The sequence below is a fragment of the Microcystis sp. M015S2 genome (assembly GCF_020245945.1).
Taxonomy (GTDB): Bacteria; Cyanobacteriota; Cyanobacteriia; order Cyanobacteriales; family Microcystaceae; genus Microcystis.
The window spans coordinates 1-22,633 of sequence record NZ_JADBTX010000126.1 but is presented as its reverse complement, the minus strand read 5'-3'; the positions used below and the strand labels follow the sequence as shown (position 1 = coordinate 22,633).

The following is a 22,633-nucleotide window of genomic DNA, read 5'->3' as shown; positions in this document are numbered from 1 at the left end:
TGAGATATTGTGACGCAGTATGTCTGATTCGCCTTTGCCTTCTCCCTTGACTGATCCTCAACTCGATCGCAAACTAAATTAAACAGGATTACCTCGTACCAACCAGATGATAGACTGGGGATAATAGAAATAATTGAATATGGCTACATTACCGGAGGAAACCTTAGCGAGCATTTTTGATCTACTGCGTCAACTAGCGGATCAGATAGAGTACGCATCGGCAACGGAATGGCAACTTTTTACAGAATATGGGGAAAATGAACGGACATTATCAGAATTAGAAGAATTATCTAATGCCAGAGAGAGGGTAACTAATTCCTACTCCCGAATTAATAATATCCTGCTGAGAATTTTACAAGAGCAGCCGACTCTCTCAAATACGATGCTAGAGATGTTAGAAAGAGCGATTTTGCAAGGAACAGCCAGTGTGGATGCTGTTAGTGCTAGTGTTGATGAAGTAAAGAGGCAATGGAACTTATGATGACTTACCGCACCTCCTATCCCGATGAAGCAACGAGAAAACAATGTCTTGAAAGCTTACGGGAAACTAACCGCCAGATTGAGCTTTATAATCTTTTTTTAGACGATATACTCGCCCAACTGGAAACAGAATCCCGTCAAAAGAGACGAGAAAGGCTATTGCAAAGAGGGCAAACTATTAAATAGAGGGATGCACAGAAGAAGGAGTTTCAGGTAGTTTCTCTTGTTTTACTCCTTCTCAGGCGACCTATCCTCATTCCGTGAGATATTGTGGCGCAGTACGTCCTATTCGCCTTTGCCTTCTCCCTTGACTGATCCTCAACTCGATCGCAAACTAAATTAAACACAATTAATATCAACTGACGGGACTCAACTGCCCCAATTCGACGCTCACCGCGTCAAAGCGATTGTCCCTGGGACAAGAGGAGAGAATTTCCCATCCCTAGTCGGCAATAACGGGTACGGTAGGGATCGAACCTACAACCGTCCGCTTAGAAGGCGGATGCTCTATCCATTGAGCTACGTACCCAGGAAAGCACAATTATAGATTATACTTCCAAAAGTGACAAGTGGTAGGACTAATTTTCGCCGTTGCCCCTCTTTGCCACTGTCCAAGCTTAATGATGATGGTGGTGTCCGTGGTGATGATGGTGATCGGAATGAATGTGAGGAATTGTTACAGAACTATTGACAGATAAAGCCTCTTGTGATATCAAAGCTTCGATGTGTTCCTCGGCCCAATCGGCAGCCATCTGGCAAAATTCGGGGTTATCGTTGACACAGGCCATCTGCACATAATTAACCTGGTCGTGTTTGCGGCGTAAAGCTTCGATAATATGCTCCACATCCAGTAAAGTTTCGTGATTTTCCGTAGCAAAGCCAATCGGCATGAAAATTAAGGCTTTTGCCCCTAATTCGATTAAATTCTTCGCCGCTAACTCTGCATTCGGTTGCGTCCATTTAATTAAGGGGGTTTGGTGATTTAACCAACCCACAGAAATCAAGGGATAACGATAGATTAATTTTTCCCGGACTAACTCGTATAAAGCTTGACTTTCATCGATTCCCGACGTAAATCCCTTAGCTTCGTGGGGACAACCGTGATTCATTAAAATAATGCCAATTTGCGAGGGAAGACAGCTACTAGCTACCTCGGCCGCGATTTTTTCCTCCACTAACCGCGCCATTAGATCTATATAAGCGGGTTGGTTATAAAACGAGGGAATATAGCGCAATCCTTTGACCCAATGTTCCCCCGTTTGTCCTTGAGCTAAAGCTTTGTTAACTTGTTCGATGGCAATGCCACTGGTAAAGATAGAATCAACCACGAGGAGAGGATAGATCAAAATTTTCTCGAATCCCCGCTCGCGGATTTCCGTTAACACCTGTGCCGGTAAAAAAGGCGCGCAGAAGTTAAACGCTTTGAATACCTCCACCCGATTACCCCATTTTGCCTGTAAATTGCGCTCGATTTCCTGTCTTTGATGCTCGAAAATGTGGTTATGGGGTGAAATAAAGTGATTATGCTGGTGTTGCCATTCGTGTAGGTCAAATATGGCCAATAATTTCGCTAGGGGGGGATAAACCCAAGTCGGCACAGGAGCGAACTTAGCCGTCAGCAGATTTAAGGCCTGTTCATTATAGTTGGCGAAGTCCTCATAACTCTCCACTTCCCCGTATCCCATCAATAATACCGCCACTCGATCGCTGTGGTTGTGGGTAGCGGCTAACTGTTGTTGATCTGAAATGGCAACCACGTTTTTAACCCCGATTTTCTAAGTGAAAAACGCTATATCACTGGGATAGTAGCGTTTTTACATCCTATCCCCTAGCACGGGATAGACCGCTAAAAATTTATAACCTCTACAGAATCATACAGATTGCTTATCATTCTCATTAATAAAACGAGATGTAAAGAAACTTTAAATAATGTTAAGATCGTTGCAGTCCCACCTATGAGAGATATGACAGCAGGCGTGTTTGGTAGCTTACCTTTTCCCAATCAGAGCGGCGATCAACTCATCAGTAAGGCGGTGAGTGCTGCGATCGCTGCATTATTCAAACGCACAGGCAAGCTGACAGCGACTGTCCGCGCCGAACCCGTGGCCAAATTACTGCAAGGCAGTATCGACGGTTTTGACTTTATCGGTCAGTCGATGCTGATGTACAATGGCCTACGCCTCGAAGCCATGGAATTGTATGTACAAGCGGTGGCGATCGATTTTAGTGCCATTTTTACCGGACAGGTGAAACTCCGTCAACCGACGCGGGCCACTTTGCGGGTAGTTTTAACGGAAGAAGACTTAACCACCTCTTTTAATACACCTTTTATTGTCGAAAAACTGCAAAGATTAGAGTACGAAGGTAAATCAATTCACTGTCAGAACACGGAATTAATTCTCAATGACGACAAAACTTTAACTCTGAAAAGTCTAATTAAATTGGCAGAAGAAGAACCAATTCTTCTAGAAATGACCACTGCTGTGGTTGTGGAAGAACGGCGAAAAATTCAATTTGTTGATGTGGTTTATCAAGGCGACGAAAGATCGAAAGCTTTAGGAGAAGCTTTAATCAGCCACGTTAACAACCTCATGGATTTAGATAAATTTGCTCTCGATGGTACTCAATTAAGGGTTGATCGACTACGTTTAAAAGATAAACAGATTATCTTTTATGGTATCGCCGATATCGAGCGTTTTCCCCAAAGAAAATAGGCAGTATTTTGGCCTTTTAATCGTGCTTGTGGCTACAGGGAGGTACAGGATCGTAACCTCCGGGGTGAAAGGGATGACAACGGAGAATACGCTTAATTGCCAACCAAGAACCGCGCAGCACACCAAAGCGATCAATCGCTTCCATGGCATACTGGGAACAGGTGGGTTGAAAACGACAGGAAGGGGGAAATAGTGGCGAAATAAACCGTCGATATACCTTAATTAAACCAATAAAAATTCCTTTCATCAATGTCACCTCGATCGCCTAAACTAAATAGATAGTCAATTTTCGCTTTTGCCACGTGGAACTATCCCACTCTCTCCTATTTTCGATCAGTTTAGTCGCCTGTTACCTAGGTGTTCTGATTCTGATCGCTGAAAAATTAAAAAGTCTTTTCAGTACCGATGGCGAAATTACCCGCAAAGTTGTCCACATTGGCACGGGAAACGTCATCCTTTTGGCCTGGTGGTTAAATATCCCCGCTTGGGTGGGAATAAGCGCCGCGATCCTAGCGGCAGCTATCGCTATCATATCCTATTTTTTCCCCATTTTACCCAGTCTTAATAGTGTCGGTCGCCGCAGTTGGGGAACTTTTTTTTATGCTGTTAGTATCGGTGTTCTCGTGGCTTATTTTTGGCCAATTTCTCACCCCGAATATGCGGCAATGGGTATTTTAATTATGGCTTTAGGAGACGGATTAGCAGCCCTAGTGGGACAAAATTTTGGTCAACATCCCTACAAAATTTTCGGCAGTGGCAAAAGTCTGGAAGGTTCCCTGACTATGTTAGGAATCAGCTTTTTAGTCAGCTTGATTATTTTATCTTTTGTTAATGGCATTAATCCGCCAATTATTTTAGTATCTTTATTAACAGCGATCGGAGCTACTATTCTAGAAACTTTCTCGAAACTGGGTATAGATAATCTCACTGTACCGATTGGTAGCGCCGCCATTGCCTATTTTCTTACCCAAATTTTCATCTCAATCTAGGCTATCTCAGCTTTCAAACTACCGAAGACCGATGATATTCACTGGTAACTGATAACTGATCACTGGTAACTGATAACTGATAACTGATAACTGATATGACTTTTACGATCACTCAAAACCAAAATCAATATCTTACCTATTGTCTCAAGGATGAAGATGCTGACGCTTATCTGGAAGTGGTTCCCGCTAGGGGAGGAATCATCACCCGTTGGCAAATTTGCGGAGAAGATATTTTATATCTGGACACAGAAAGATTCAAAGATCCTAACCTCAGCGTCCGCGGAGGAGTCCCGATTTTATTCCCTATCTGTGGCAACTTACCCGATAATACCTATCAATATCAAGGCCGAAACTATAGCCTCAAACAACACGGATTTGCTCGTGATTTACCCTGGCAAGTGAGCAAACAAAGCACAGAAACTGCCGCTAGTTTAACCCTAGAATTAAACAGCAATGAAGCCACTCGTCAAGTATATCCCTTTGATTTTCAATTAATCTTTACCTATCAACTGCAAGGAAACAGCCTCAAAATTCACCAAAAAGTAATTAATCTTTCCCCCGAAAAAATGCCCTTTTCTATCGGGTTCCATCCCTATTTTCAAGTCACCGATAAAACCCGATTATCCTTTGATATTCCCTCCTCCCAATACCTCGATCAACGCACGAAAACCTTCCATTCCTACTCCGGCAACTTTGACTTTAATCTCGAAGAAATTGATGCCGCTTTTCCGCAAATTACTCGCCATCAAAGTAGTTTTAGTGATTCCTATCATCAACGTCAAATTATCCTCGGTTACGACGATCTTTATACAACTCTAGTTTTTTGGACCCTGAAAGATAAAAATTATATCTGTCTCGAACCCTGGAGCGCCCCCCGCAACGCCCTCAACACAGGCGAACAATTGACCTACTTAGAACCCCAGAGTAGCCGCGAGGCGATCGTGGAAATGCGAGTCAATCAAATTTAAATTACCCCTTGACTTAGCCCCGATAAGATGTTATATTGATAAATCGTGTGCAGAACACGAAACGGGTCGCTAGCTCAGCGGTAGAGCACTCGGCTTTTAACCGATTGGTCTTGGGTTCGAATCCCAGGCGACCCATAAAAACTTACTGATATAGAAAGATTGACTTGTCTTCCCCTGTCTATGGATTAGCCTTGCATACCAGCAGTCCCCAACTAGGACTGGCCCTCTCTAATTTCAGCGATGATAGTCGTCAACAAACTTGGGACTTAGACAGGGACTTATCGAACCTATTCCACCCCTATCTAAAACAGTTCCTAGCCCCGCAAAAATGGGCTGATTTAGCCTTTCTAGCCACTGCTAAGGGGCCCGGGAGCTTTACCAGTACCCGCATCGGTATAGTCACCGGTAGAACCCTAGCACAAGAATTACAGCTACCGATTTTTACCGTCTCCAGTCTAGCGGCTTTTGCTTGGTCACAACGGGATTTTTACCCCCTCGATACCTATCTAGCCCTAGAAATGCCCGCCACTAGGGGACAATTGTATGTAGGCATCTATCGGGGTAATCGGGTTTATTTAGCTGATAGCCTGATGACTCCGGAACAATGGCAGCAGACTTTAGAAAACTTAACTATTCCCTATCAAAGATTAGCCACACCCAGCTATTTAGGCATAAATGCCACCGATATCCTCGATTTAGCCCATTTGGATTGGCAAACGGGAAAACGCCCCCATTGGTCGGAGGCGCTACCGTTTTACGCGATGTGATTAGCAATTCCCTCTTTTTTTCCAACTATAACCAGCTAATCCGAGGGTTAGCAATCCTAAAACTGCGCTAGGTTCTGGGACAGGTTTGACGGAATAAATCGCCACATTACGACTCACTTCATTGGCAACAATTAACAGGGGAGTACCATTAGGACTATCGGCAGCCGGGATAAATAATAATCCTTCGGGAGAGATATCGCCTAATTGCCAATCGTTGATATAATTGGTGAACAAAGGATTACTAGGGTTGGTGATATCATAAACCATGAAACCGCCAGCCCTTTCTATTCCCACAAAACTATAGAGACGATTCCTCACGCTTCCTACTGCTAAACCTTCCGGTTCTGGCCCGCGGTTATCGCTACGACTATCGAAACTGCTAGGAGTGCCATCGGAATTAAAAATACTAGGAGTTAGGGGAGTTGTCGAAAAAGCCGCTAAAATTTGTTCAAAATCATCGCCACTATCGAAGACTTGGGACAGTCCATTAGTGACATTCCAAATCGAAAAAGAACGACCACCGTAGGCAAAAAGTTGGCTATATTGACCTTGGGCGTTAAGTCCGTCAATGCTAGAAACATCTAAACGTCCGAGATTTTGGGCTAATTGCAATTGGGCCGCATTAGGGAAAGCATTGGGGTCTAAAATTAGATTTTGATTAGAAACTCGTCGGGCCTCATTTCTAGTATCCCCTTCATTGGCAGTAATTAAATAGGTTTGTCCGGCGATGGTAACGGTAGCGATCGTATCCGGTTGATATAAGCCAAAAACCGGCCAATTATTAATATTTACCCCTCCATCTTGATCGCTAGGATCCAAACCATTACCCGGTGCGTTAAAATTTTTGGCTCCTAGGGGTAAAATACTGGTGACTTGAGCGTTAACAATATCGACTACGGCAATACCATTATTTTCCTGTAAAGCTACCCATGCAGTGGTTCCATCGTCGGAAACGGTGATGTATTCCGGTTCCACATCTTGGGAAACCGTTTGACCGGGAAAAATACGGACTCCCTGACTTCTTAAAGTGTTCTCTTGACCATTAAAACTGATAAAGGTAGCCGTGTTGACCGTGGCATTGAGAACACCAGCGCTTAAGTCAATAATACTAACGGAACCATCGGGATTGATTGCCCCTCTCGCTTCCCCTTCGTTAGCGACCAAAACCCGATTACCGTCAGGAGTAAAGGTTAACATATCTGGTAAAGCGCCCACAGTAACCTGACTCTGAAAGACACCATTAGTATCGAAAAATACTACACTGCCGTTATTGGTAATGGGATTAGCTTCCATGGCCAGGGCCACGATACCATTTTGGATGGCAACGCTGTTAACCCCTGCACCGTAGGGACTAAGATCGATCGAGGGTAAGGGAATTGGACTAGCGGGATTGCTGATATCGGCAATATCTAGACGATTATTGGGACCGATTACGAATAATTTGCGACTAGAGGGGTCATAAGCGGGAATTTCTGCCCCGAAGTTATTAGCAGCATTTGTACTATTGCCAAGACTGCTCAATCGGGTGATATTTAAAGCTGAGGCCGATTCAGTAACAATATTGATACTGCCAGCAATTGACAGCAAGGTTAATAGAAATTTCCAATGGTGACGATAGATAGCATGAATCATATTTTTAGCTGAAACCCTGCAAAAAAAGGCTAAACAATCGCATTTTTTCAGCACCAAGTTAAAGGAAGATTAAACAAGAGGGAAATTAAGGATATCTTCAAAATTTGGCCGAGAACAGTAAAAGCGAACTAGGAAAACGGGTTACTCGCTCGATTTTTAGTTGAACGGCTCATTTACCGGAGTGATAACATGGATTAGTATAAGCTCGATCAATATGGAATCAAGACTCGTGTTATCTACTCTCCTAGCCGATTTCAAGATCATTTTTGAACGTGACCCCGCTGCCCGCAACTGGTTAGAGGTACTGTTTTGTTATCCCGGATTACAGGCTTTACTGTGCCATCGCTTCGCCCATTGGCTATATCAGATCGGGATTCCCTTTATTCCCCGTTTAATTTCCCATCTTGCCCGTTTTCTGACTGGTATCGAAATTCACCCCGGCGCCCAAATAGGTCAGGGTGTTTTTATCGACCATGGCATGGGAGTTGTCATCGGAGAAACGGCCATTGTCGGTGATTATGCCCTCATCTATCAAGGAGTTACTTTAGGAGGGACGGGGAAAGAAAGCGGTAAACGTCACCCGACTCTAGGGGAAAATGTGGTCGTCGGCGCTGGGGCCAAGGTTTTAGGTAATATTTATCTGGGTAATAACGTTCGCGTCGGTGCTGGTTCTGTGGTCCTGCGCGATATTCCTGCCGATTGTACCGTTGTTGGTGTACCCGGTCGTTTAATCTATCGGGCCGGGACGCGGGTGGAACCCCTCGAACACGGTGATTTACCCGACTCGGAAGCGGTGGCTATTCGCGCTTTGGTGGACCGCATCGAACAACTGGAAAAACAAGTGTACGAATTGCGGCTAGAACGGTCAAAAGAACCAGATTATCGGATTAATTGCCCAGTTTTAGCCCATTTAGAAGAAGAAGCGAGTCATAGCTTTTGTCCTGCGGCCGATCGGGATATGCGCGAGTTTCTCGAAAGGGCGGTTTAACCCCGAGAATCTTCTGATATGATAGAAGACTGGTTTTCTAAATAAGTGGTTTTAATTAAATAGAAGATAGATTTTGCCTTCGCTCCCCCCTGCCCCCCCCTTAATCCCCCCTTGATAAGGGGGGTATCTGACAATTTTTAATAACTACTTACTTACTAGCTGAAACTCATTCATCAAGGCTATGATTGTTAAGGACTACTTGGCACCGTCCGATGGCTCAAACTGACTCAATCCGTATCCGTGGCGCACGACAACACAATCTCAAAAATGTTGATCTCGAATTACCCCGCAATCAGTTGATTGTTTTTACCGGAGTTTCGGGATCGGGCAAATCTTCCCTCGCTTTCGACACTATTTTTGCCGAGGGACAGCGCCGCTATGTGGAGTCCCTCAGCGCCTATGCGCGCCAATTTTTAGGACAATTAGATAAACCCGATGTGGATGCGATCGAGGGTTTAAGTCCGGCTATTTCCATTGACCAAAAATCCACTTCCCACAATCCCCGTTCTAGTGTGGGAACTGTTACGGAAATTTACGATTACTTGCGTTTATTGTTCGGTCGTGCCGGTGAACCCCATTGTCCCCATTGCGATCGCAATATTGCCCCCCAAACCATCGATCAAATGTGCGATCGAGTGATGGAATTAGCCGAGAAAACCCGTTTTCAAATCTTGGCCCCAGTAATTCGCGGCAAAAAAGGCACTCATAAGCAATTAATCTCTAGTTTGGCCTCCCAAGGCTTTGCCCGGGTGCGGATTGACGGCAAGGTAGTAGAATTATCCGAGGGCATCGAGTTAGATAAAAAACATCTTCATGATATCGAAATTGTTATCGATCGCCTGATCAAAAAAGAGGGTTTACAGGAAAGATTAGTAGATTCTTTAACCACTTGTTTAAAGCATTCCGATGGTGTAGCGATTGTAGAAATTCTCGATGAGAATAACGAAGATAATCCCGAAGTTACCAAAGAAATTGTCTTTTCCGAGAAATTTGCCTGTCCCGAACACGGGGCCGTTATGGAAGAATTATCCCCCCGTTTATTCTCTTTTAATTCTCCCTATGGTGCTTGTCCCAACTGTCACGGATTGGGCAGTTTACGGAAATTTTCGGCAGATTTAGTCATTCCAGACCCGAAACAACCGGTTTATTCTGCTATTGCCCCCTGGTCAGATAAGGATAATTCCTACTATCTTTCTCTCCTCTACGGTTTAGGGCAAGCTTTAGGTTTTGAAATTCAAACCCCTTGGCAGAAACTAACAAAAACCCAGCAAGATATCATTCTCTATGGGAGTAAAGAACCGATCTATTTTGAAGATGATTACCGTTACGATACTGGTCGCGGTTACTATCGAGAATTTGCGGGAGTGATCAATATCTTAGATAGGAATTATCAAGAAACTACCTCGGAAGTTATTAAACAAAGACTAGAGAAATATATTGTTAACCAAACCTGCGAAGTTTGTCACGGAAAAAGATTAAAACCGGAAGCTTTATCGGTACGTTTAGGACAATATACGATCACGGATTTTACTGGAGTTACCATTCGGGATTGTTTGCAGAGAATTAATGATTGTCATTTAACCCCAAGACAGGCATTAATTGGGGAATTAGCCATCAAAGAAATCAAAGCGAGACTACAATTTTTAATCGATGTGGGATTAGATTATCTTACCCTCGATCGACCGGCGATGACTTTATCCGGGGGAGAATCCCAACGAATTCGATTAGCCACTCAAATCGGTTCGGGATTAACGGGAGTATTATACGTTCTCGATGAACCTAGCATCGGATTACACCAAAGAGATAATAGTAAACTGTTAGAAACCCTGCAAAGATTGCGAGATTTAGGTAATACTTTAATTGTCGTCGAACACGATGAAGAAACGATTCGGGCAGCCGATTATGTGGTCGATATCGGTCCCAAAGCGGGGATTCATGGCGGAGAAATCATCTGTCAAGGCAGTTTTAAAACCCTTTTAAAGTCCAAAAAATCGATAACAGGGGCATACTTATCGGGACGCAAAGTTATTGAAACTCCCCCCCAAAGAAGGTATGGGAATGGTAATGCTTTAGTCTTAAAAAATTGCCATCAAAATAACCTAAGAAATATCGATGTAACGATTCCTTTAGGAAAATTAGTCTCGATTACGGGGGTATCTGGTTCAGGCAAATCCACCCTAATTAATGAGTTATTATATCCAGCTTTACAACATCATTTAACCCGTTTAACTCCCTTCCCCAAAGAGTTAGATAAAGTGGCAGGATTGGACGCGGTTGATAAAGTAATTGTCATTGACCAATCACCGATAGGACGCACTCCTCGGTCAAATCCTGCCACCTATACGGGGGTTTTTGACATTATTCGCGAGATTTTCACCGAAACCATCGAAGCAAAAGCTAGAGGTTACAAAGCGGGGCAGTTTTCTTTTAATGTTAAGGGAGGACGCTGTGAAGCTTGCCTAGGCCAAGGGGTAAACGTCATCGAGATGAATTTTCTCCCCGATGTCTATGTGCAGTGTGATGTGTGTAAAGGGGCGCGTTACAATCGGGAAACCCTACAGGTTAAGTATAAAGGTTATTCGATCGCCGATGTCTTAGATATGACGATCGAGGAAGCATTAAAGGTCTTTGAAAATGTCCCCCGGGCCACCACTAGATTACAAACTCTCGTGGATGTGGGTTTAGGATACTGTAAACTCGGTCAAAGTGCGCCCACTTTATCCGGTGGAGAAGCGCAAAGGGTGAAATTAGCGGCCGAATTATCCCGACGGGCCACGGGAAAAACCCTATATTTGATCGATGAACCGACTACGGGGTTATCTTTTTATGATGTGCATCATCTCTTAGATGTGTTACAAAGATTGGTCGATAAAGGTAATTCGATTATCGTCATCGAACATAATCTCGACGTGATTCGCTGTAGCGATTGGATTATTGATTTGGGACAGGAAGGAGGGGACAAGGGAGGAGAATTAATCGCGGTGGGAACACCGGAAACCGTGGCTAAATGTGAAAAATCCTACACCGGTCATTATCTTGCCCAAGCATTACTTCAATATCCCCCAAAAAAGCGGGATAATATTAGGGAAGAACACAGAGATAATAAAGCCAATGATCAAGATTAGTATTTAACTCTTGTTCGCTCTTAATTTCCTGACCGGTTTTCCAAGAATAAATTTTAATCTCTTGAAAGTAAGACCTTAACTGTCTTAATTGTTCTTTGGGGGTGGCGTAATAATTTTGGAGACGAAAATTATGGGGTTCATCCCGAATAATTGCATAGTCAGCAGTCAATAACTGTTGGTAGCTAAGAGAGGGATTACAGGCCCGCAAAATCGCCCAGATGACTAAATTGACATAGCTACTAAAAGGATTGAAACTAATCTTTTTTTTCCAATCGAATTCTGGGATAATTCCCTGAAGATTATGACTAGAAAAGCAAAAATAACCGCCAGTTTTACCGATGCGGCTAATTTCCTCTAAAACTAGAAAACGGTCAGCATGGGAAATATAATCAATGCCATTAAAACTAAAGAGAATAAAATCAAAATAATTATCCGCAAATTGTTCTAGATTTCTAGCATCGGCCACTTGCCAGACTAAATGGGGGAATTTTTGACGACAAGCGGCGATCATTTCCGCAGAATAATCAACACCGATATATTCTCCCACAAGAGGGGCAAAATACTTCGTAGTCCGTCCCGCACCTACCCCTAAATCAAGCATTTTCATCGTTGATAAATGCTCTTGCAGCAGGGTTAAAATTGTCTTTTCTGCCGGCTGTAGCGCGGTTAATTGGGCATAATAACCGACAATACTAGGGTCTCTATAGGTTTGCTGATTTTTGTCCTTAATCATTCTCGATCGCTCTTTCCTACTGCCATCTTTAAGAAAATATTTAGACTATCATAAGATGCGCTTAAATTATCCAATTGGCATCAATTACAAGGATAGCATTTTCCAAAAGTGATCAAAGAAATGTAAAGTTATTTTATAGTAGTTGTCTTTGGTGTCTGTCTGTGTTATAATTACCGGAACCAGTGATTGTTGGCACTTAGATAAAAAACTTCAAATATTTATTATCTTAATCAATAAGAAAAAACATTGGTCTTGAGATGATATGAAAAAAATTCTTTTCAGCAGTGCAGTATTCATGACACTTTTGTTATCTGGAGTTAGTCATGGATATACTCAGAATTGGGAAAAAGAGTCTTTTCCTATTCGAGCTTTGGAAGGAGATAATTGTAATCGAGTTGTTGAATTGATCTATCAATCAGAAAAATTAGCATCAAATGACTCTAGCACAAAAGTTTATTTTGAAGGGTTTTTAAGAAGAATAGGAAAAGATGAAGATCAAACAAATACATTGGGATTTTGTGAACCAGCAACGGACAGGGAAACTCTATCTATTAAGATTGTTGTTGAAAATAATAATGAAATAAAAAAGATTGAATTACGTTCAGAAAAATCTCCTGGATATATGATATTCACACCCATATCTTTCGATATAAAAAATAATTATATTTTAGCTCGATACTATTTAGCTAATAACTGGGGTTCAGTAGATACTGGATATTTCACATACGATCTAAAATCCGATAAATTATCTTATATAAAAGCTTGTCAAGAAGAAGATTGGGTCGAATATAGAGACTTTATTTCTTCATTAGAAATTGCTTTTAAGTGTTCTTCTTACGGTCAAGATCTAACAGAAACATCATTTATTTATGATATTTTTAATTCTAGCAATGGTCAAGTTTATCGAGTCAGAGAAAGAATCAGAATCAAACACGAAAGATTTGGTGAAATTGTTGATTCAATGTCAATCATCAAAAGGCAGGTTTTTTAACTAAATAAATCCTGCTAATACTGTATCAAAAATTACAGCTAGTTTAACGCTATTTTACATTTATAAGGAACTTAATTGCGTCGATAAACGCAGAAAGGAGTAATTCCAGATATAATATAAAGTCGTTAATAAGAAGGTTAAAAACACTGGTTCACCATCTTTAAGAAAATATTTAGACTATCATAAGATGCGCTTGAATTATCAACTTGGCATCAATGCAGCTTTTTAGTTCTTTTGTCTCATCTACAAGCATAGCATTTTCCAAAAGTGATAAAAGAAATGTAAAGTTATTTTATAGTAGTAGTCTGTCAAGTTAAAATTGACGGATATAATTTAGTTAATTTGATACGAGCATCTTCGGTAGTGAATTGCCAATCAACAGGAGAAGAAGATTGATTTCTTTGTTGTTCCCAAGCCTCCACTTCTTGGATTAAAGTTTCCTTGTCAGAAATACGTCGGTTAAGACACTGTCTATTTAAAACACTCAACTCAATTTCCGCCATATTTAACCAACTTCCATGTTTAGGAGTGTAATAGAACTCTAATTTATCTAAGATACGACGAGCTTCAGGGGGAGGAAATGCTTTGTATAATGAAGCTTTAACATGGGTATTTAAGTTGTCTTGAACGACTCGGATTTTTTCAGCATCTGGATAACGTTCATCTACCAAGTATTTCATTTGTTGGGCATAATCAATACTCGTCCGTTGGTCAGTGACCTCAACGTGCCTCCAAGCTTTTAAAGGTTCAAAAAACATAAATATATTACTAACTCCTTCTCGTTCATATTGATAATCAAAGCGTTCAGGTTGTCCGGGTTCAGGAGGTAAAGGTGGTCGAGTTTCTGAAATGAGTTGTTTGCAGCTTTCATCAAAACAAACCAAGGGATAGGCTGGGTCGTAGGGCAGGATATATAGCCCTAAAACTTCTGACCTCTGACACACAAACTCAGCATCTTCATTAGGGGGAATTACCCAACATTCTTGTAACCAAGGTTTAATTTCGTTTTTTTTAACACTTGTCTAATGCTTTCATGAGAAATGCTTTCTACATACTCTAACACGACCATTTGTTCTGCTAATAATCGTAACGTCCAACGATGATAACCTGTTGGCGTTTCTGAGCAAGCCAGAGCTATTAAATGGGCTTCTGTTTCTCCATCTATCTTTTTCAGTTTTGACGAGTTTTGGGGGCGAGGATTTATGGCTTGTTCTCATCCTTCTTCAACAAATCTTTGTCTGACTCTTTCTATTGTCCTTCTACTGACATCCAAGGCTTCACTGATCTGATGATCATTCCAGCCCCCATTCTCTTGACTAATATCTGCTTTGAGCAAGATACGAGCATGATTAATTTTTCGGGCAGCCGCTTTCCCTTTTTGGGTCAATTCTTGCAAATAAGTACGTTCATTCTCCGTTAGGGAGACAATATATTTTTTAGCTGGCATAACTGGAAGAGTTAGTCTAAATTTAACTCTCCTATTATCTGTCATTATTGCTTTGACAGACCACTAGCACCGGGAGAGGAAAGCTATGCTTTCAGGTTTACTAAACAAGGGGCAAAACAGTTTTGGGACAGAATCCAACAGCGATACAGCCCAGCAAAATTCTTTGAATGAAAAATATTTATCTGAAGATGCAAGTGACGTTATAAAAGCTGGCTCTAAATCTTACATGAATTATCGAGAACGGGCTGAATGGTTGAAAAAGTTAAAACAGCCGAAACAGGAAAACTAGGGTTAACTGTGATCTTTCAAAATAAAATTCCCCTTTTTCTTGGGGAATTTTATTTATCTTGTCTGATGGGATTATTTAGGGCTTCCAGTAATATTCAGCAAACCCTATATACTGGTCATCATTCATGCCATCGCTAAAAGCGAGGGACGAATGCTGACACTAAGTTAAAATTGCGGTAACGCACCATAAATTCTTATGCTTGGTTTTTGTCAGTTTAATGGGCGGAGTCGGACTCGAACCGACATGAGGGGCTGCCTCGCCACATTTTGAGTGTGGTGCGTCTACCAATTTCGCCATTCGCCCTTGGCACTAGCTTTATCATTATAACCCATTTTTGGCCCCTTTAACAAATTGTGATAATCGGGGGAACTAGCCCAACGATCGATTTCTCGCGCGCGTAGGACGGGGAGGGGATGGGTTAACTGTTGGGTTTGCAAACCCTTTAACATTTCGCCCATTTCCGAGGCGCTGACGGCATCGTAGGACTTGGCCTGATCGATAAAAGCCTCTAAATTTAATAAAGGTGCGAGACTGGGGGAACCTCCGGCTAACTTCATTAACACCGACATGACGATTTTTGGGTCTTGAACTGCCAATAAAGCCGCTCGATCGCAGCTAAACTCGGCGCAGCGCACCCAGGCTAACATTCTTTCCTGTAGGGATCGTGCTAACATTGTCCCCCAATTGGGCAGCAATCCCGCCGCTAGGACCATAATATTGGCTAAAGTGAGATAAACGCCGTGTTCACATTTGAGATGACCTAATTCGTGGGCGATTACCGCTTGAATTTCTGCGGGAGTCAGCATTTCAATTAGGGAAGTGTGGATAACCATAAACGGTTTTTTGCCGCGCATGGCGAAGGTATAGGCGTTAGGAACGGGGTTTTGTTGAATGTATAATTGAGGTGGTTCTAAGTCGAGAATTCGGCAAGCTTCTAGGAGTAGATTATGCAGGTCGGGTAATTGTTTTTCCCCCACCAAAACACTAGCAGCAATATTATTTAAGTAAAAGAATTCCTCAGCGACGGAACCTAACAAACTTCTTACGGCTATATCTAACCCAGGCAATTGTTTGAGGGAATTAGTCGCATCCAGGTCGATAGGATGCCGAAAATCATTGGCTTTTAAGCCGAGTAATAACTGTTTTGATAATTCCATATTCTTATTCATTTAACCAAGCTTTGACGCGTTCTAAACTTTTCCAATCGGGTTTTCTAGCCAAACCATCGGCGATATTTTCATCCACTTCTTGGCGAACTTCTTTGTTTAAACTAACTAATTGTTGGATTAGTTCGATATGTTCTCTGACTCCGGCGGTTTTGGTTTCTAACATAGCCAAAACCAAATTGATCCGGTTTTGGGGGGAAACTTTATCGAGTTTAACGGCTTTTTGGGCGGCTTTTAGGGCTAATTCCGGTTTATCGGTGAGCATATATAACCAAGCTAAACAGGACCAAACGGCGGCATTTTTCGGACTGCGATCGCTTAATTGTTTAAATTCTGGCAATAAACTGGCGGCGCTTTCTCCCTGTTGGTAGCGTTCTAAACCTTGTTCGAGGGTAAAATTGGCGGTTTCTGTCATTTTCAGTTGCGGGGTTAATCAAGGAGCAAATTTAACGGTTATCGGTGTATTACACGGGGTTAATACAATTCAACTTTATCTAGTATTCTAGCAAAATTTGTCCCCTTGTCAGCAAAATTTTAAAAGACGATGCCGCGTTCTCGCCAGATCATCAATAGGCCACTCATCGAAACGAATAACATCACTGCTTGTTTAAATTGCTGGGGACTCATTTTTTCTAAAACTTTTTGTCCTAACCAATTACCCGGCCAGGCCGCTAATCCTAATAATAAACCGTAACCGAGAAAAGGCAGATGTAAAACTCCAAAAGCTGCGTAGGCGATTAATTTGGCCACATGAACTACTACCATGTGAACGGATTTCGTTGCCACCATTGGTTCTTTAACTAGCCCATAGTTGATATAAAACAGGTTCATCATCGGGCCAGTACTACCAACTAATCCCGATAGGAAAGCGTAGATAAATCCCGAGGGCATAAAATACCAAGTTTTAATCTCAAAAAAAGGATTTTCTTCTTGGGGAAATAATTGTTTAAGCGAGGAGAAAACCAGAAAAATTCCCAAAACTAGCGGCAACCATTTGAGTTGTAAATGGGCAAAGACAAAAGCACCGAGGGTAGATCCCATAATTGCCCCGGGTAGATACCACACCGTCGAGGGCCAGTCAATGGCGCGCCAATACATTCCCATGCGTTGGACGTTACCGAGTAGCATCCCCGTGGTTAAAACCGGAGGAATGACGGCAGCATCGAGAAACCAACCTAAAACGGGGAGTAGAATCAGGGGACTGCCCCCACCAGCAAGGGTACTAAAAAACCAAGCTAGACTACCTGCCAACATCAAGGTAACAATGATCATCGAGTTGTAAAGTTAAGTTAAAAAGAGCTACTTAATCTATTATGATATCCTCTTTGGGGTCTTCATCGGTATAATGCCATTCCACATTGGGCATAGCCTCGAAAGCTTGCCGGACGTAATCTTCCCAGAGTTTCCGCATTTTGGCTAGGTAGGGATCTCCTAGGCGCAATTGTAACTTATGACGTAGGCTTAGGCTATTAGCTTCATACATACTCAAATAGATAGGCGGTCCGACGGAAATATTCGATTTCATGGTCGAATCGATGGAAAGTAAGGCACATTTTGCCATTTCCTCTAGGGGTGTATCATAGGTAATAGTGCGATCGAGAATCGGTTTACCGTATTTAGTTTCACCTATCTGTAAAAAGGGCGTTTCTTTGGTGGCTTGAATATGATTTCCCTGGGGATAAATCAGGAATAATTGCGGATCTTCTCCTTTAATTTGTCCCCCAAGAATAAACTTACATTTAAAATCAATATTATCTTTTTCTAGCCAGGTTCTTTCCCTAGCTTGTACTTGACGACTTTTATCACCGATATAGTGGGCGATATCGTAGAGATGAGTCAGAGAATGGAGATTTTTATCCTCTTGATTGTGCAGATCTCTTTTTAGTTCGTGAATCACTCCTTGGCTAATCGATAAATTGCCCGATGTACAGACCATAATTACTCTTTCTCCCGATACCGAAAAGTCAAATAATTTCCGATAGGCCGAGATATAATCGACTCCCGCATTCGTGCGAGAATCCGCCCCCATAACAATGCCAAAACGATTGATAATTCCTAAACAGTAAGTCATTTTCAGTTATCAGTAAACAGTAATCAGTGAACAGTAATCAGTAATCAGTAATCAGTAAACAGTAAACAGTAATTAGTGAAGAGTGAAGAGTGAAGAGTGAAGAGTGAAGACTGAGCGGTGAATAATATCATTTAAAGCTTAAAACTTAAAACTTAAAACTTTAATCTGATCACTAATCACTGATAACTAATCACTGATAACTGATGACTGATAACTGATAACTGATAACTGATAACTGAATTAAGCCATAACCATACCACCATCGACGTTAAAGACTTGACCAGTGATATAAATAGCGGCGGGATCGGCGGCTAAAAAACGCACCATTCCGGCGACTTCTTCTGGTTTTCCATAACGGGAGAGGGGAATATATTTGAGAATTTCATCTGCTTTGAGGTCATGAGTCATATCGGTTTCAATAAAGCCGGGGGCCACGGCATTAACAGTGATGCCTCGACTGGCAAATTCTTTGGCTAAAGTTTTCGTTAAACCGATAACACCGGCTTTAGCGGCGCTGTAATTAGATTGACCCGGATTACCCATCAAACCGGATACAGAAGTGATGTTAATTATGCGGCCGCTTTTCTGTTTTAACATCAATTTACTGACGGCCCGAGTGCAGAGAAAAACCCCGGTTAAATTGAGATCGATGACCGCTTGCCAGTCTTCTAATTTCATTCTTAACATTAGGGTATCCCGGGTAATACCGGCATTATTAACTAAGACATCAATATGACCGAATTTTTCCTTGGTACTGTCCACTAAATTATCCACTTCTTCGCTTTTAGCCACATCTGCTTGTAGAGCTATTGCCTTTCCCCCGGCCGCGGTAATTTCTTCGACAACGGCATCGGCAGCACTGCTAGATTTAGCATAGTTCACCACTACAGTAGCACCCTGGCTGGCTAATTCCAAGGCGATCGCTTTACCGATCCCTCGCGAGGCCCCGGTTACTATGGCTACTTTGTCTTGTAAATGCTGGCATTCTGCGGGTAATAGTTTCATAATTTTCTGCATTCCCCAAATAATCGTCAAATCTCAAGAGAAAACTTTGTACTGATAACTTTGCTCAAAACACTTCATTATCTCACAAGCGGGCCAATCTGACCGCAGCAATCCTCAATCGCGATCGCTCTGTCCCCACTTTCCTCTATAGTATCAGGGAGAATTGGCTGCCACTAATTGATCGAGTTGCTGCTGCATCAAATAACAGACTTTCTCATAACATTCGCGTACATAACGGCGGTCCCGGGCTGCTTTTTTGCCGTAACGTTCAAAAATAATTGGGGGACAAACCCGCGTATGTATCGGTACGGGTAAGGGAATATTCGGCAAGGGACCGATAGCTAGTCCCCAGGGTAAACCGAAATAGATGGGACAGGTCCCAGGGTCAATACCGAAAGGCCAAGGCATACCCTTTTTATGCAATTCTTTTAATTGAGGATAAATATCTTCGAGGACAAACAGAGTCGAGTGAGCGCCGTGGGAAATGGCGGGAATAATCGGCACTTCGTACTGTAAAGCTAGTTTAACAAAAGCTTGATTACCGGCAAAATGAATTTTATTTCTTAAACTGTGGGGACGGAAAACATCGGTAGCACCTCCTGGATAAATTAAGACACTAGCACCACTGTTCAAAGCTGCGATCGCCATTTTCGGATGAGCATGAATGGCCCCCATTTGGGCCACTAGATGCGCTTGGGATGGAAAAACTTGCCAGACTCGCGAATCCATCAAACCATAGACTAAGCGATCGCTGCCAAATCGTTGAAACCAATCATACATCATCATAAACATATCGGGAGCCGCTAAACCGCCGTTATGGGAGCCGATGAATAATACCTGTCCTGAGGGGGGAATATTTTCCCAACCATCGGTTTTAACGCGAAAATAATGGTGATAAAACCAATCCAGAAGGGGGACAAATTTTTCGATCACCTGCGGATCGCGATCCTCTAATGACCAACCCGTGAGGGTATCAACAGGGGCCTTGGCCGCTTGTAGGGATAATTCGGCAAAAGTGGCCGTAGATGAGACAAAAGAGCTAAAAATCTGCATTGATGGCCAGTGGATAATTTAATCGCATCTTATTATCGCAAATTTGGGTTAAAAAACCCATCGTTTTAGAACGGCTTTCCTTGATAATTTTAACATCTTTAATGTCTAATCTTCACAGTTGAACCAATTTTTATCTAATAATTGCTCTAAACTGTAAGGACATTCTCGGGGAAAATCGCTAGAAAAACCAGTTTTTTCTTGAACATAATCTAAAGCATCCTGATAGATTATCGGTAATTCCTCAGCTAAATAATTCTGTAAATTCGCCGTTAAATATTTTCTTAACTGAGTGCGAAAACTGATAATTTCCGCTCGCCAATGATTCCGATTTATTTCTGCTTCTGTTGTCCAATAGTGTAAAAGTAATAAATGTATGATCACTTGTTCAAGTAAGCTACTGACTCGGTTTTTATCTCTTTTACTCAAGCTTTCTAATTCCTCAATTAAATGGATTATATCTAATTCATCTAAGCGATTTTCCTTGAGGAGTTTTATTGTTTCCTCTAACCAAAGATGTTGATCAATTTCGTAAAGTAGGGGCAGGGTTTCTCCTCCCTCTACTTGCAAGGGATTCTGATTTAAAGTTTTCATTGCATTGTTTACGGTTCTTAATAGGAGATAAGTACCCTCATAGTGAGGACTTTAACCCTCATATATATATTAAGCCACTTTCTCCTAATTTTGATAGTGACACGGGAAAAATCACCGCCCACGCATATTGTCCCGTATTGCACGATCATCGCTGCCTAGAACGGGATGAATACGACAAATGTTACCACAGTCAGGCAAGTTCAGCTCTCGTTGCAGGGATAAGATGGTATTTTGTAGTTTCGATATTTTTGCACTTATTGCCTCTATTTTTTCCCTGATTGAAACAAGCTGTTCTCCAGCATCTTCATAGGCACGTCTTGTTTCCTGGTCTTTAGGATGTCGTCTTCCCCTGTTTTCGCGAGGATATACAACTGTATAAAGCACAAACAATGGATATAATCTCTTCCTCTCCTCCTGCCATTCCGAGATTTTCTTCTCCAGTTCTTTTATTAGAACTCTTGCAAATTAATTAGGGCTTGCTGAATAAATCTAAAAACCTTGCTGGATAAGACTTTTAGACTTTTTGGCAATCAAAAAGTACCAGCCCTGGGAGTGAGCGGGGGGAAAATTCAGGTACTTTTTCCCTGAAAATTAGGTAATTGACCACCTCAAAATCGGTAAAACCCCACACCCTACACCCCACACCCGTTCGGACCTGGGCGTGAGACTTCGGACGTTCGGCGAGCTCAGTCGAGCGGACGGTGAGCTTGTCGAACCGCCGCGTGAGCTTTTGTCGAACGCTCGGTCGAACGCTGATCTCACGGCCGAAGCCTGCCCCCACGAAAAACTTTTTCAGCAAACCCTAATTATATGTTATAGTAATGAGTTGACTAATTTTCCCCAAAAAATTAGTTGATTAGTACATTTGTTATGAATAAAAACCTGAAGTTTTACTTTTAACTCAAAACTCTTTAGAGCTGCTTTAATTTGGTTATCAAAACCTCTTTATTTAAGCGGCACAAACTATCTGAATTATAAAAATTGAGAATAAATTCTCCTTGTAGATTAATGTTTGACAACTTTTAAGAAGCAGCTACACCTGTCCCTAACTCATAGTTATAAATAGCCGCCAACAGGTTAACTCTTAAACTATATCTTCGACGACAATTCCAATATTTACAGGATAAGATTTTGAAGATTTTGAGTTTCCTATTTATAGGTTCAATGATAATCCTTTCTTTGGCTAAAGCCTTGTTATACTCCTTTTCTAACTCTGTTAATTTTCTATTTTTTGATTGCTTTTTCAGTGTATAACTATTACTATGATATGCAGCTATTCCCTGATAACCACTGTCTTATATACTGGTAGTTAAAGGATGAAAACGAACCCGACTTTTTTTAAATAAACTAAAATCATGACCGCTGCCTTTCCCACAAAAGACACAGATAATTTCCTCGGTATTTTTATCAGCTACTAATTGGGATTTTCAAGTATGATAAACTCTTTTACCACCCAAAAAATCTTTCTGTTTCTTTTGGGGGCGTTCAATGGGAGTTTCCGTTACATCCATTACCGTTACGACCGGTATCTCTGCTTGATTTAGTAGAGCTTTTTTTCCTTTTAAACGGAAGTTTCCCGATTGTCAAAGCATTTTTTCCGTCTTATTTACAATCCGACCTATAG

Annotated in this window: 21 protein-coding genes, 3 tRNA genes and 2 pseudogenes; 11 read left to right on the top strand and 15 right to left on the bottom strand. The window is 41.8% G+C overall.

From position 1 onward, the window contains the following. The first annotated feature begins 139 nt into the window (after positions 1-139). A complete protein-coding gene (locus IM473_RS20605) occupies positions 140-481 on the top strand; it encodes a hypothetical protein (RefSeq protein ID WP_159292852.1) in 342 nt (113 codons plus the stop codon). After that, positions 478-666: a hypothetical protein gene (locus IM473_RS20600; protein ID WP_002783384.1), complete on the top strand. Its 189-nt coding sequence runs from the start codon at positions 478-480 to the stop codon at positions 664-666. Before IM473_RS20605 ends, IM473_RS20600 begins: the two co-directional genes overlap by 4 nt. A 270-nt stretch (positions 667-936) precedes the next feature. Here the strand turns inward: IM473_RS20600 and IM473_RS20595 are convergent. After that, positions 937-1,009: transfer RNA gene (locus IM473_RS20595), tRNA-Arg, on the bottom strand. 88 nt (positions 1,010-1,097) lie between these two features. Next, positions 1,098-2,237, bottom strand: a complete 1,140-nt coding sequence (locus IM473_RS20590; RefSeq protein ID WP_287660623.1) for a ferrochelatase — start codon at positions 2,235-2,237, stop codon at positions 1,098-1,100. Between the two features lie 198 nt (positions 2,238-2,435). On the opposite strand from IM473_RS20590, the gene IM473_RS20585 reads away from it, so the two are divergent. Next, entirely contained in the window at positions 2,436-3,194 is a 759-nt protein-coding gene (locus IM473_RS20585; RefSeq protein WP_287660624.1) for an LmeA family phospholipid-binding protein, read from the top strand. 16 nt (positions 3,195-3,210) lie between these two features. Here IM473_RS20585 and yidD read toward each other — a convergent pair whose 3' ends face one another. Continuing rightward, the gene (gene yidD / locus IM473_RS20580; protein ID WP_287660625.1) at positions 3,211-3,441 is read right to left on the bottom strand and encodes a membrane protein insertion efficiency factor YidD; all 231 of its coding nucleotides are present in this window, start codon (positions 3,439-3,441) and stop codon (positions 3,211-3,213) included. 55 nt (positions 3,442-3,496) lie between these two features. On the opposite strand from yidD, the gene IM473_RS20575 reads away from it, so the two are divergent. The 4 genes from IM473_RS20575 to tsaB all read left to right on the top strand — a co-directional run bounded on the left by IM473_RS20575 (position 3,497) and on the right by tsaB (position 5,918). Next, positions 3,497-4,183: a diacylglycerol/polyprenol kinase family protein gene (locus IM473_RS20575; RefSeq protein ID WP_287660626.1), complete on the top strand. Its 687-nt coding sequence runs from the start codon at positions 3,497-3,499 to the stop codon at positions 4,181-4,183. Between the two features lie 95 nt (positions 4,184-4,278). Further along, entirely contained in the window at positions 4,279-5,151 is an 873-nt protein-coding gene (locus IM473_RS20570) for an aldose epimerase family protein (RefSeq protein WP_287660627.1), read from the top strand. A 63-nt stretch (positions 5,152-5,214) separates the two neighbouring features. Beyond that, a tRNA-Lys gene (locus IM473_RS20565) sits at positions 5,215-5,286 on the top strand. A gap of 29 nt (positions 5,287-5,315) precedes the next feature. Then, positions 5,316-5,918, top strand: coding sequence for a tRNA (adenosine(37)-N6)-threonylcarbamoyltransferase complex dimerization subunit type 1 TsaB (tsaB, locus tag IM473_RS20560; protein ID WP_287660628.1), 603 nt, complete (start codon positions 5,316-5,318; stop codon positions 5,916-5,918). Here tsaB and IM473_RS20555 read toward each other — a convergent pair whose 3' ends face one another. Beyond that, the gene (locus IM473_RS20555) at positions 5,919-7,550 is read right to left on the bottom strand and encodes a choice-of-anchor I family protein (protein ID WP_287660629.1); all 1,632 of its coding nucleotides are present in this window, start codon (positions 7,548-7,550) and stop codon (positions 5,919-5,921) included. It lies immediately after the preceding gene. Positions 7,551-7,764: 214 nt separating this feature from the next. Between IM473_RS20555 and cysE the strand changes: the two genes are divergently transcribed. Next, entirely contained in the window at positions 7,765-8,538 is a 774-nt protein-coding gene (gene cysE, locus IM473_RS20550; RefSeq protein ID WP_002800356.1) for a serine O-acetyltransferase, read from the top strand. A 212-nt stretch (positions 8,539-8,750) separates the two neighbouring features. After that, complete coding sequence (gene uvrA / locus IM473_RS20545; protein ID WP_287660630.1) at positions 8,751-11,663, top strand: excinuclease ABC subunit UvrA; 2,913 nt, start codon at positions 8,751-8,753, stop codon at positions 11,661-11,663. On the opposite strand, the gene IM473_RS20540 is transcribed toward uvrA, so the two are convergent. Then, positions 11,620-12,396, bottom strand: coding sequence for a class I SAM-dependent methyltransferase (locus tag IM473_RS20540; protein ID WP_287660631.1), 777 nt, complete (start codon positions 12,394-12,396; stop codon positions 11,620-11,622). The two genes, uvrA and IM473_RS20540, sit on opposite strands and share 44 nt — an antisense overlap. Positions 12,397-12,658: 262 nt before the next feature. Here IM473_RS20540 and IM473_RS20535 point away from each other — a divergent pair, with 262 nt between their 5' ends. Further along, positions 12,659-13,387, top strand: a complete 729-nt coding sequence (locus tag IM473_RS20535; RefSeq protein ID WP_287660632.1) for a hypothetical protein — start codon at positions 12,659-12,661, stop codon at positions 13,385-13,387. 308 nt (positions 13,388-13,695) lie between these two features. Here the strand turns inward: IM473_RS20535 and IM473_RS20530 are convergent. Next, positions 13,696-14,834: pseudogene (locus tag IM473_RS20530) on the bottom strand (IS630 family transposase). A gap of 85 nt (positions 14,835-14,919) precedes the next feature. Between IM473_RS20530 and IM473_RS20525 the strand changes: the two are divergent. After that, positions 14,920-15,123, top strand: coding sequence for a hypothetical protein (locus IM473_RS20525; RefSeq protein WP_287660633.1), 204 nt, complete (start codon positions 14,920-14,922; stop codon positions 15,121-15,123). Between the two features lie 218 nt (positions 15,124-15,341). Here the strand turns inward: IM473_RS20525 and IM473_RS20520 are convergent. From IM473_RS20520 to IM473_RS20480, 9 genes and pseudogenes are all read right to left on the bottom strand, one after another. Beyond that, positions 15,342-15,426, bottom strand: a tRNA-Leu gene (locus IM473_RS20520). After that, positions 15,405-16,292 carry a M48 family metallopeptidase gene (locus IM473_RS20515; protein ID WP_287660634.1) on the bottom strand — a complete coding sequence of 296 codons (888 nt, stop codon included), beginning with the start codon at positions 16,290-16,292 and terminating at the stop codon, positions 15,405-15,407. The genes IM473_RS20520 and IM473_RS20515 overlap by 22 nt, the downstream gene beginning before the upstream one ends. Further along, positions 16,285-16,704 (bottom strand): tetratricopeptide repeat protein, encoded by a 420-nt coding sequence (locus IM473_RS20510; protein ID WP_287660635.1) that lies wholly within the window; start codon positions 16,702-16,704, stop codon positions 16,285-16,287. The genes IM473_RS20515 and IM473_RS20510 overlap by 8 nt, the downstream gene beginning before the upstream one ends. Before the next feature lie 119 nt (positions 16,705-16,823). Beyond that, the gene (locus IM473_RS20505; RefSeq protein ID WP_159253905.1) at positions 16,824-17,561 is read right to left on the bottom strand and encodes a sulfite exporter TauE/SafE family protein; all 738 of its coding nucleotides are present in this window, start codon (positions 17,559-17,561) and stop codon (positions 16,824-16,826) included. Positions 17,562-17,592: 31 nt separating this feature from the next. Further along, positions 17,593-18,360, bottom strand: coding sequence for a proteasome-type protease (locus tag IM473_RS20500; protein WP_004163590.1), 768 nt, complete (start codon positions 18,358-18,360; stop codon positions 17,593-17,595). A 240-nt stretch (positions 18,361-18,600) separates the two neighbouring features. Further along, positions 18,601-19,377, bottom strand: coding sequence for a 3-oxoacyl-[acyl-carrier-protein] reductase (fabG, locus tag IM473_RS20495; RefSeq protein WP_002782849.1), 777 nt, complete (start codon positions 19,375-19,377; stop codon positions 18,601-18,603). Between the two features lie 141 nt (positions 19,378-19,518). After that, positions 19,519-20,418, bottom strand: a complete 900-nt coding sequence (locus IM473_RS20490) for a lysophospholipid acyltransferase family protein (protein ID WP_287660636.1) — start codon at positions 20,416-20,418, stop codon at positions 19,519-19,521. A gap of 105 nt (positions 20,419-20,523) precedes the next feature. Continuing rightward, a complete protein-coding gene (locus tag IM473_RS20485) occupies positions 20,524-21,009 on the bottom strand; it encodes a DUF29 domain-containing protein (RefSeq protein ID WP_287660637.1) in 486 nt (161 codons plus the stop codon). 1,022 nt (positions 21,010-22,031) lie between these two features. Then, positions 22,032-22,633 (bottom strand): annotated as a pseudogene (locus IM473_RS20480) (transposase family protein); the annotation flags it as partial.

Coding starts and splice junctions, on each gene's coding strand:
- IM473_RS20515 (WP_287660634.1), bottom strand. CDS start 16,292: ATGAATAAGAATATGGAATTATCAAAACAGTTATTACTCGGCTTAAAA.
- IM473_RS20585 (WP_287660624.1), top strand. CDS start 2,436: ATGAGAGATATGACAGCAGGCGTGTTTGGTAGCTTACCTTTTCCCAAT.
- IM473_RS20510 (WP_287660635.1), bottom strand. CDS start 16,704: ATGACAGAAACCGCCAATTTTACCCTCGAACAAGGTTTAGAACGCTAC.
- uvrA (WP_287660630.1), top strand. CDS start 8,751: ATGGCTCAAACTGACTCAATCCGTATCCGTGGCGCACGACAACACAAT.
- cysE (WP_002800356.1), top strand. CDS start 7,765: ATGGAATCAAGACTCGTGTTATCTACTCTCCTAGCCGATTTCAAGATC.
- IM473_RS20525 (WP_287660633.1), top strand. CDS start 14,920: ATGCTTTCAGGTTTACTAAACAAGGGGCAAAACAGTTTTGGGACAGAA.
- yidD (WP_287660625.1), bottom strand. CDS start 3,441: ATGAAAGGAATTTTTATTGGTTTAATTAAGGTATATCGACGGTTTATT.
- IM473_RS20600 (WP_002783384.1), top strand. CDS start 478: ATGATGACTTACCGCACCTCCTATCCCGATGAAGCAACGAGAAAACAA.
- IM473_RS20570 (WP_287660627.1), top strand. CDS start 4,279: ATGACTTTTACGATCACTCAAAACCAAAATCAATATCTTACCTATTGT.
- IM473_RS20505 (WP_159253905.1), bottom strand. CDS start 17,561: ATGATCATTGTTACCTTGATGTTGGCAGGTAGTCTAGCTTGGTTTTTT.
- IM473_RS20490 (WP_287660636.1), bottom strand. CDS start 20,418: ATGCAGATTTTTAGCTCTTTTGTCTCATCTACGGCCACTTTTGCCGAA.
- fabG (WP_002782849.1), bottom strand. CDS start 19,377: ATGCAGAAAATTATGAAACTATTACCCGCAGAATGCCAGCATTTACAA.
- IM473_RS20540 (WP_287660631.1), bottom strand. CDS start 12,396: ATGATTAAGGACAAAAATCAGCAAACCTATAGAGACCCTAGTATTGTC.
- IM473_RS20605 (WP_159292852.1), top strand. CDS start 140: ATGGCTACATTACCGGAGGAAACCTTAGCGAGCATTTTTGATCTACTG.
- IM473_RS20485 (WP_287660637.1), bottom strand. CDS start 21,009: ATGAAAACTTTAAATCAGAATCCCTTGCAAGTAGAGGGAGGAGAAACC.
- IM473_RS20500 (WP_004163590.1), bottom strand. CDS start 18,360: ATGACTTACTGTTTAGGAATTATCAATCGTTTTGGCATTGTTATGGGG.
- IM473_RS20555 (WP_287660629.1), bottom strand. CDS start 7,550: ATGATTCATGCTATCTATCGTCACCATTGGAAATTTCTATTAACCTTG.
- IM473_RS20535 (WP_287660632.1), top strand. CDS start 12,659: ATGAAAAAAATTCTTTTCAGCAGTGCAGTATTCATGACACTTTTGTTA.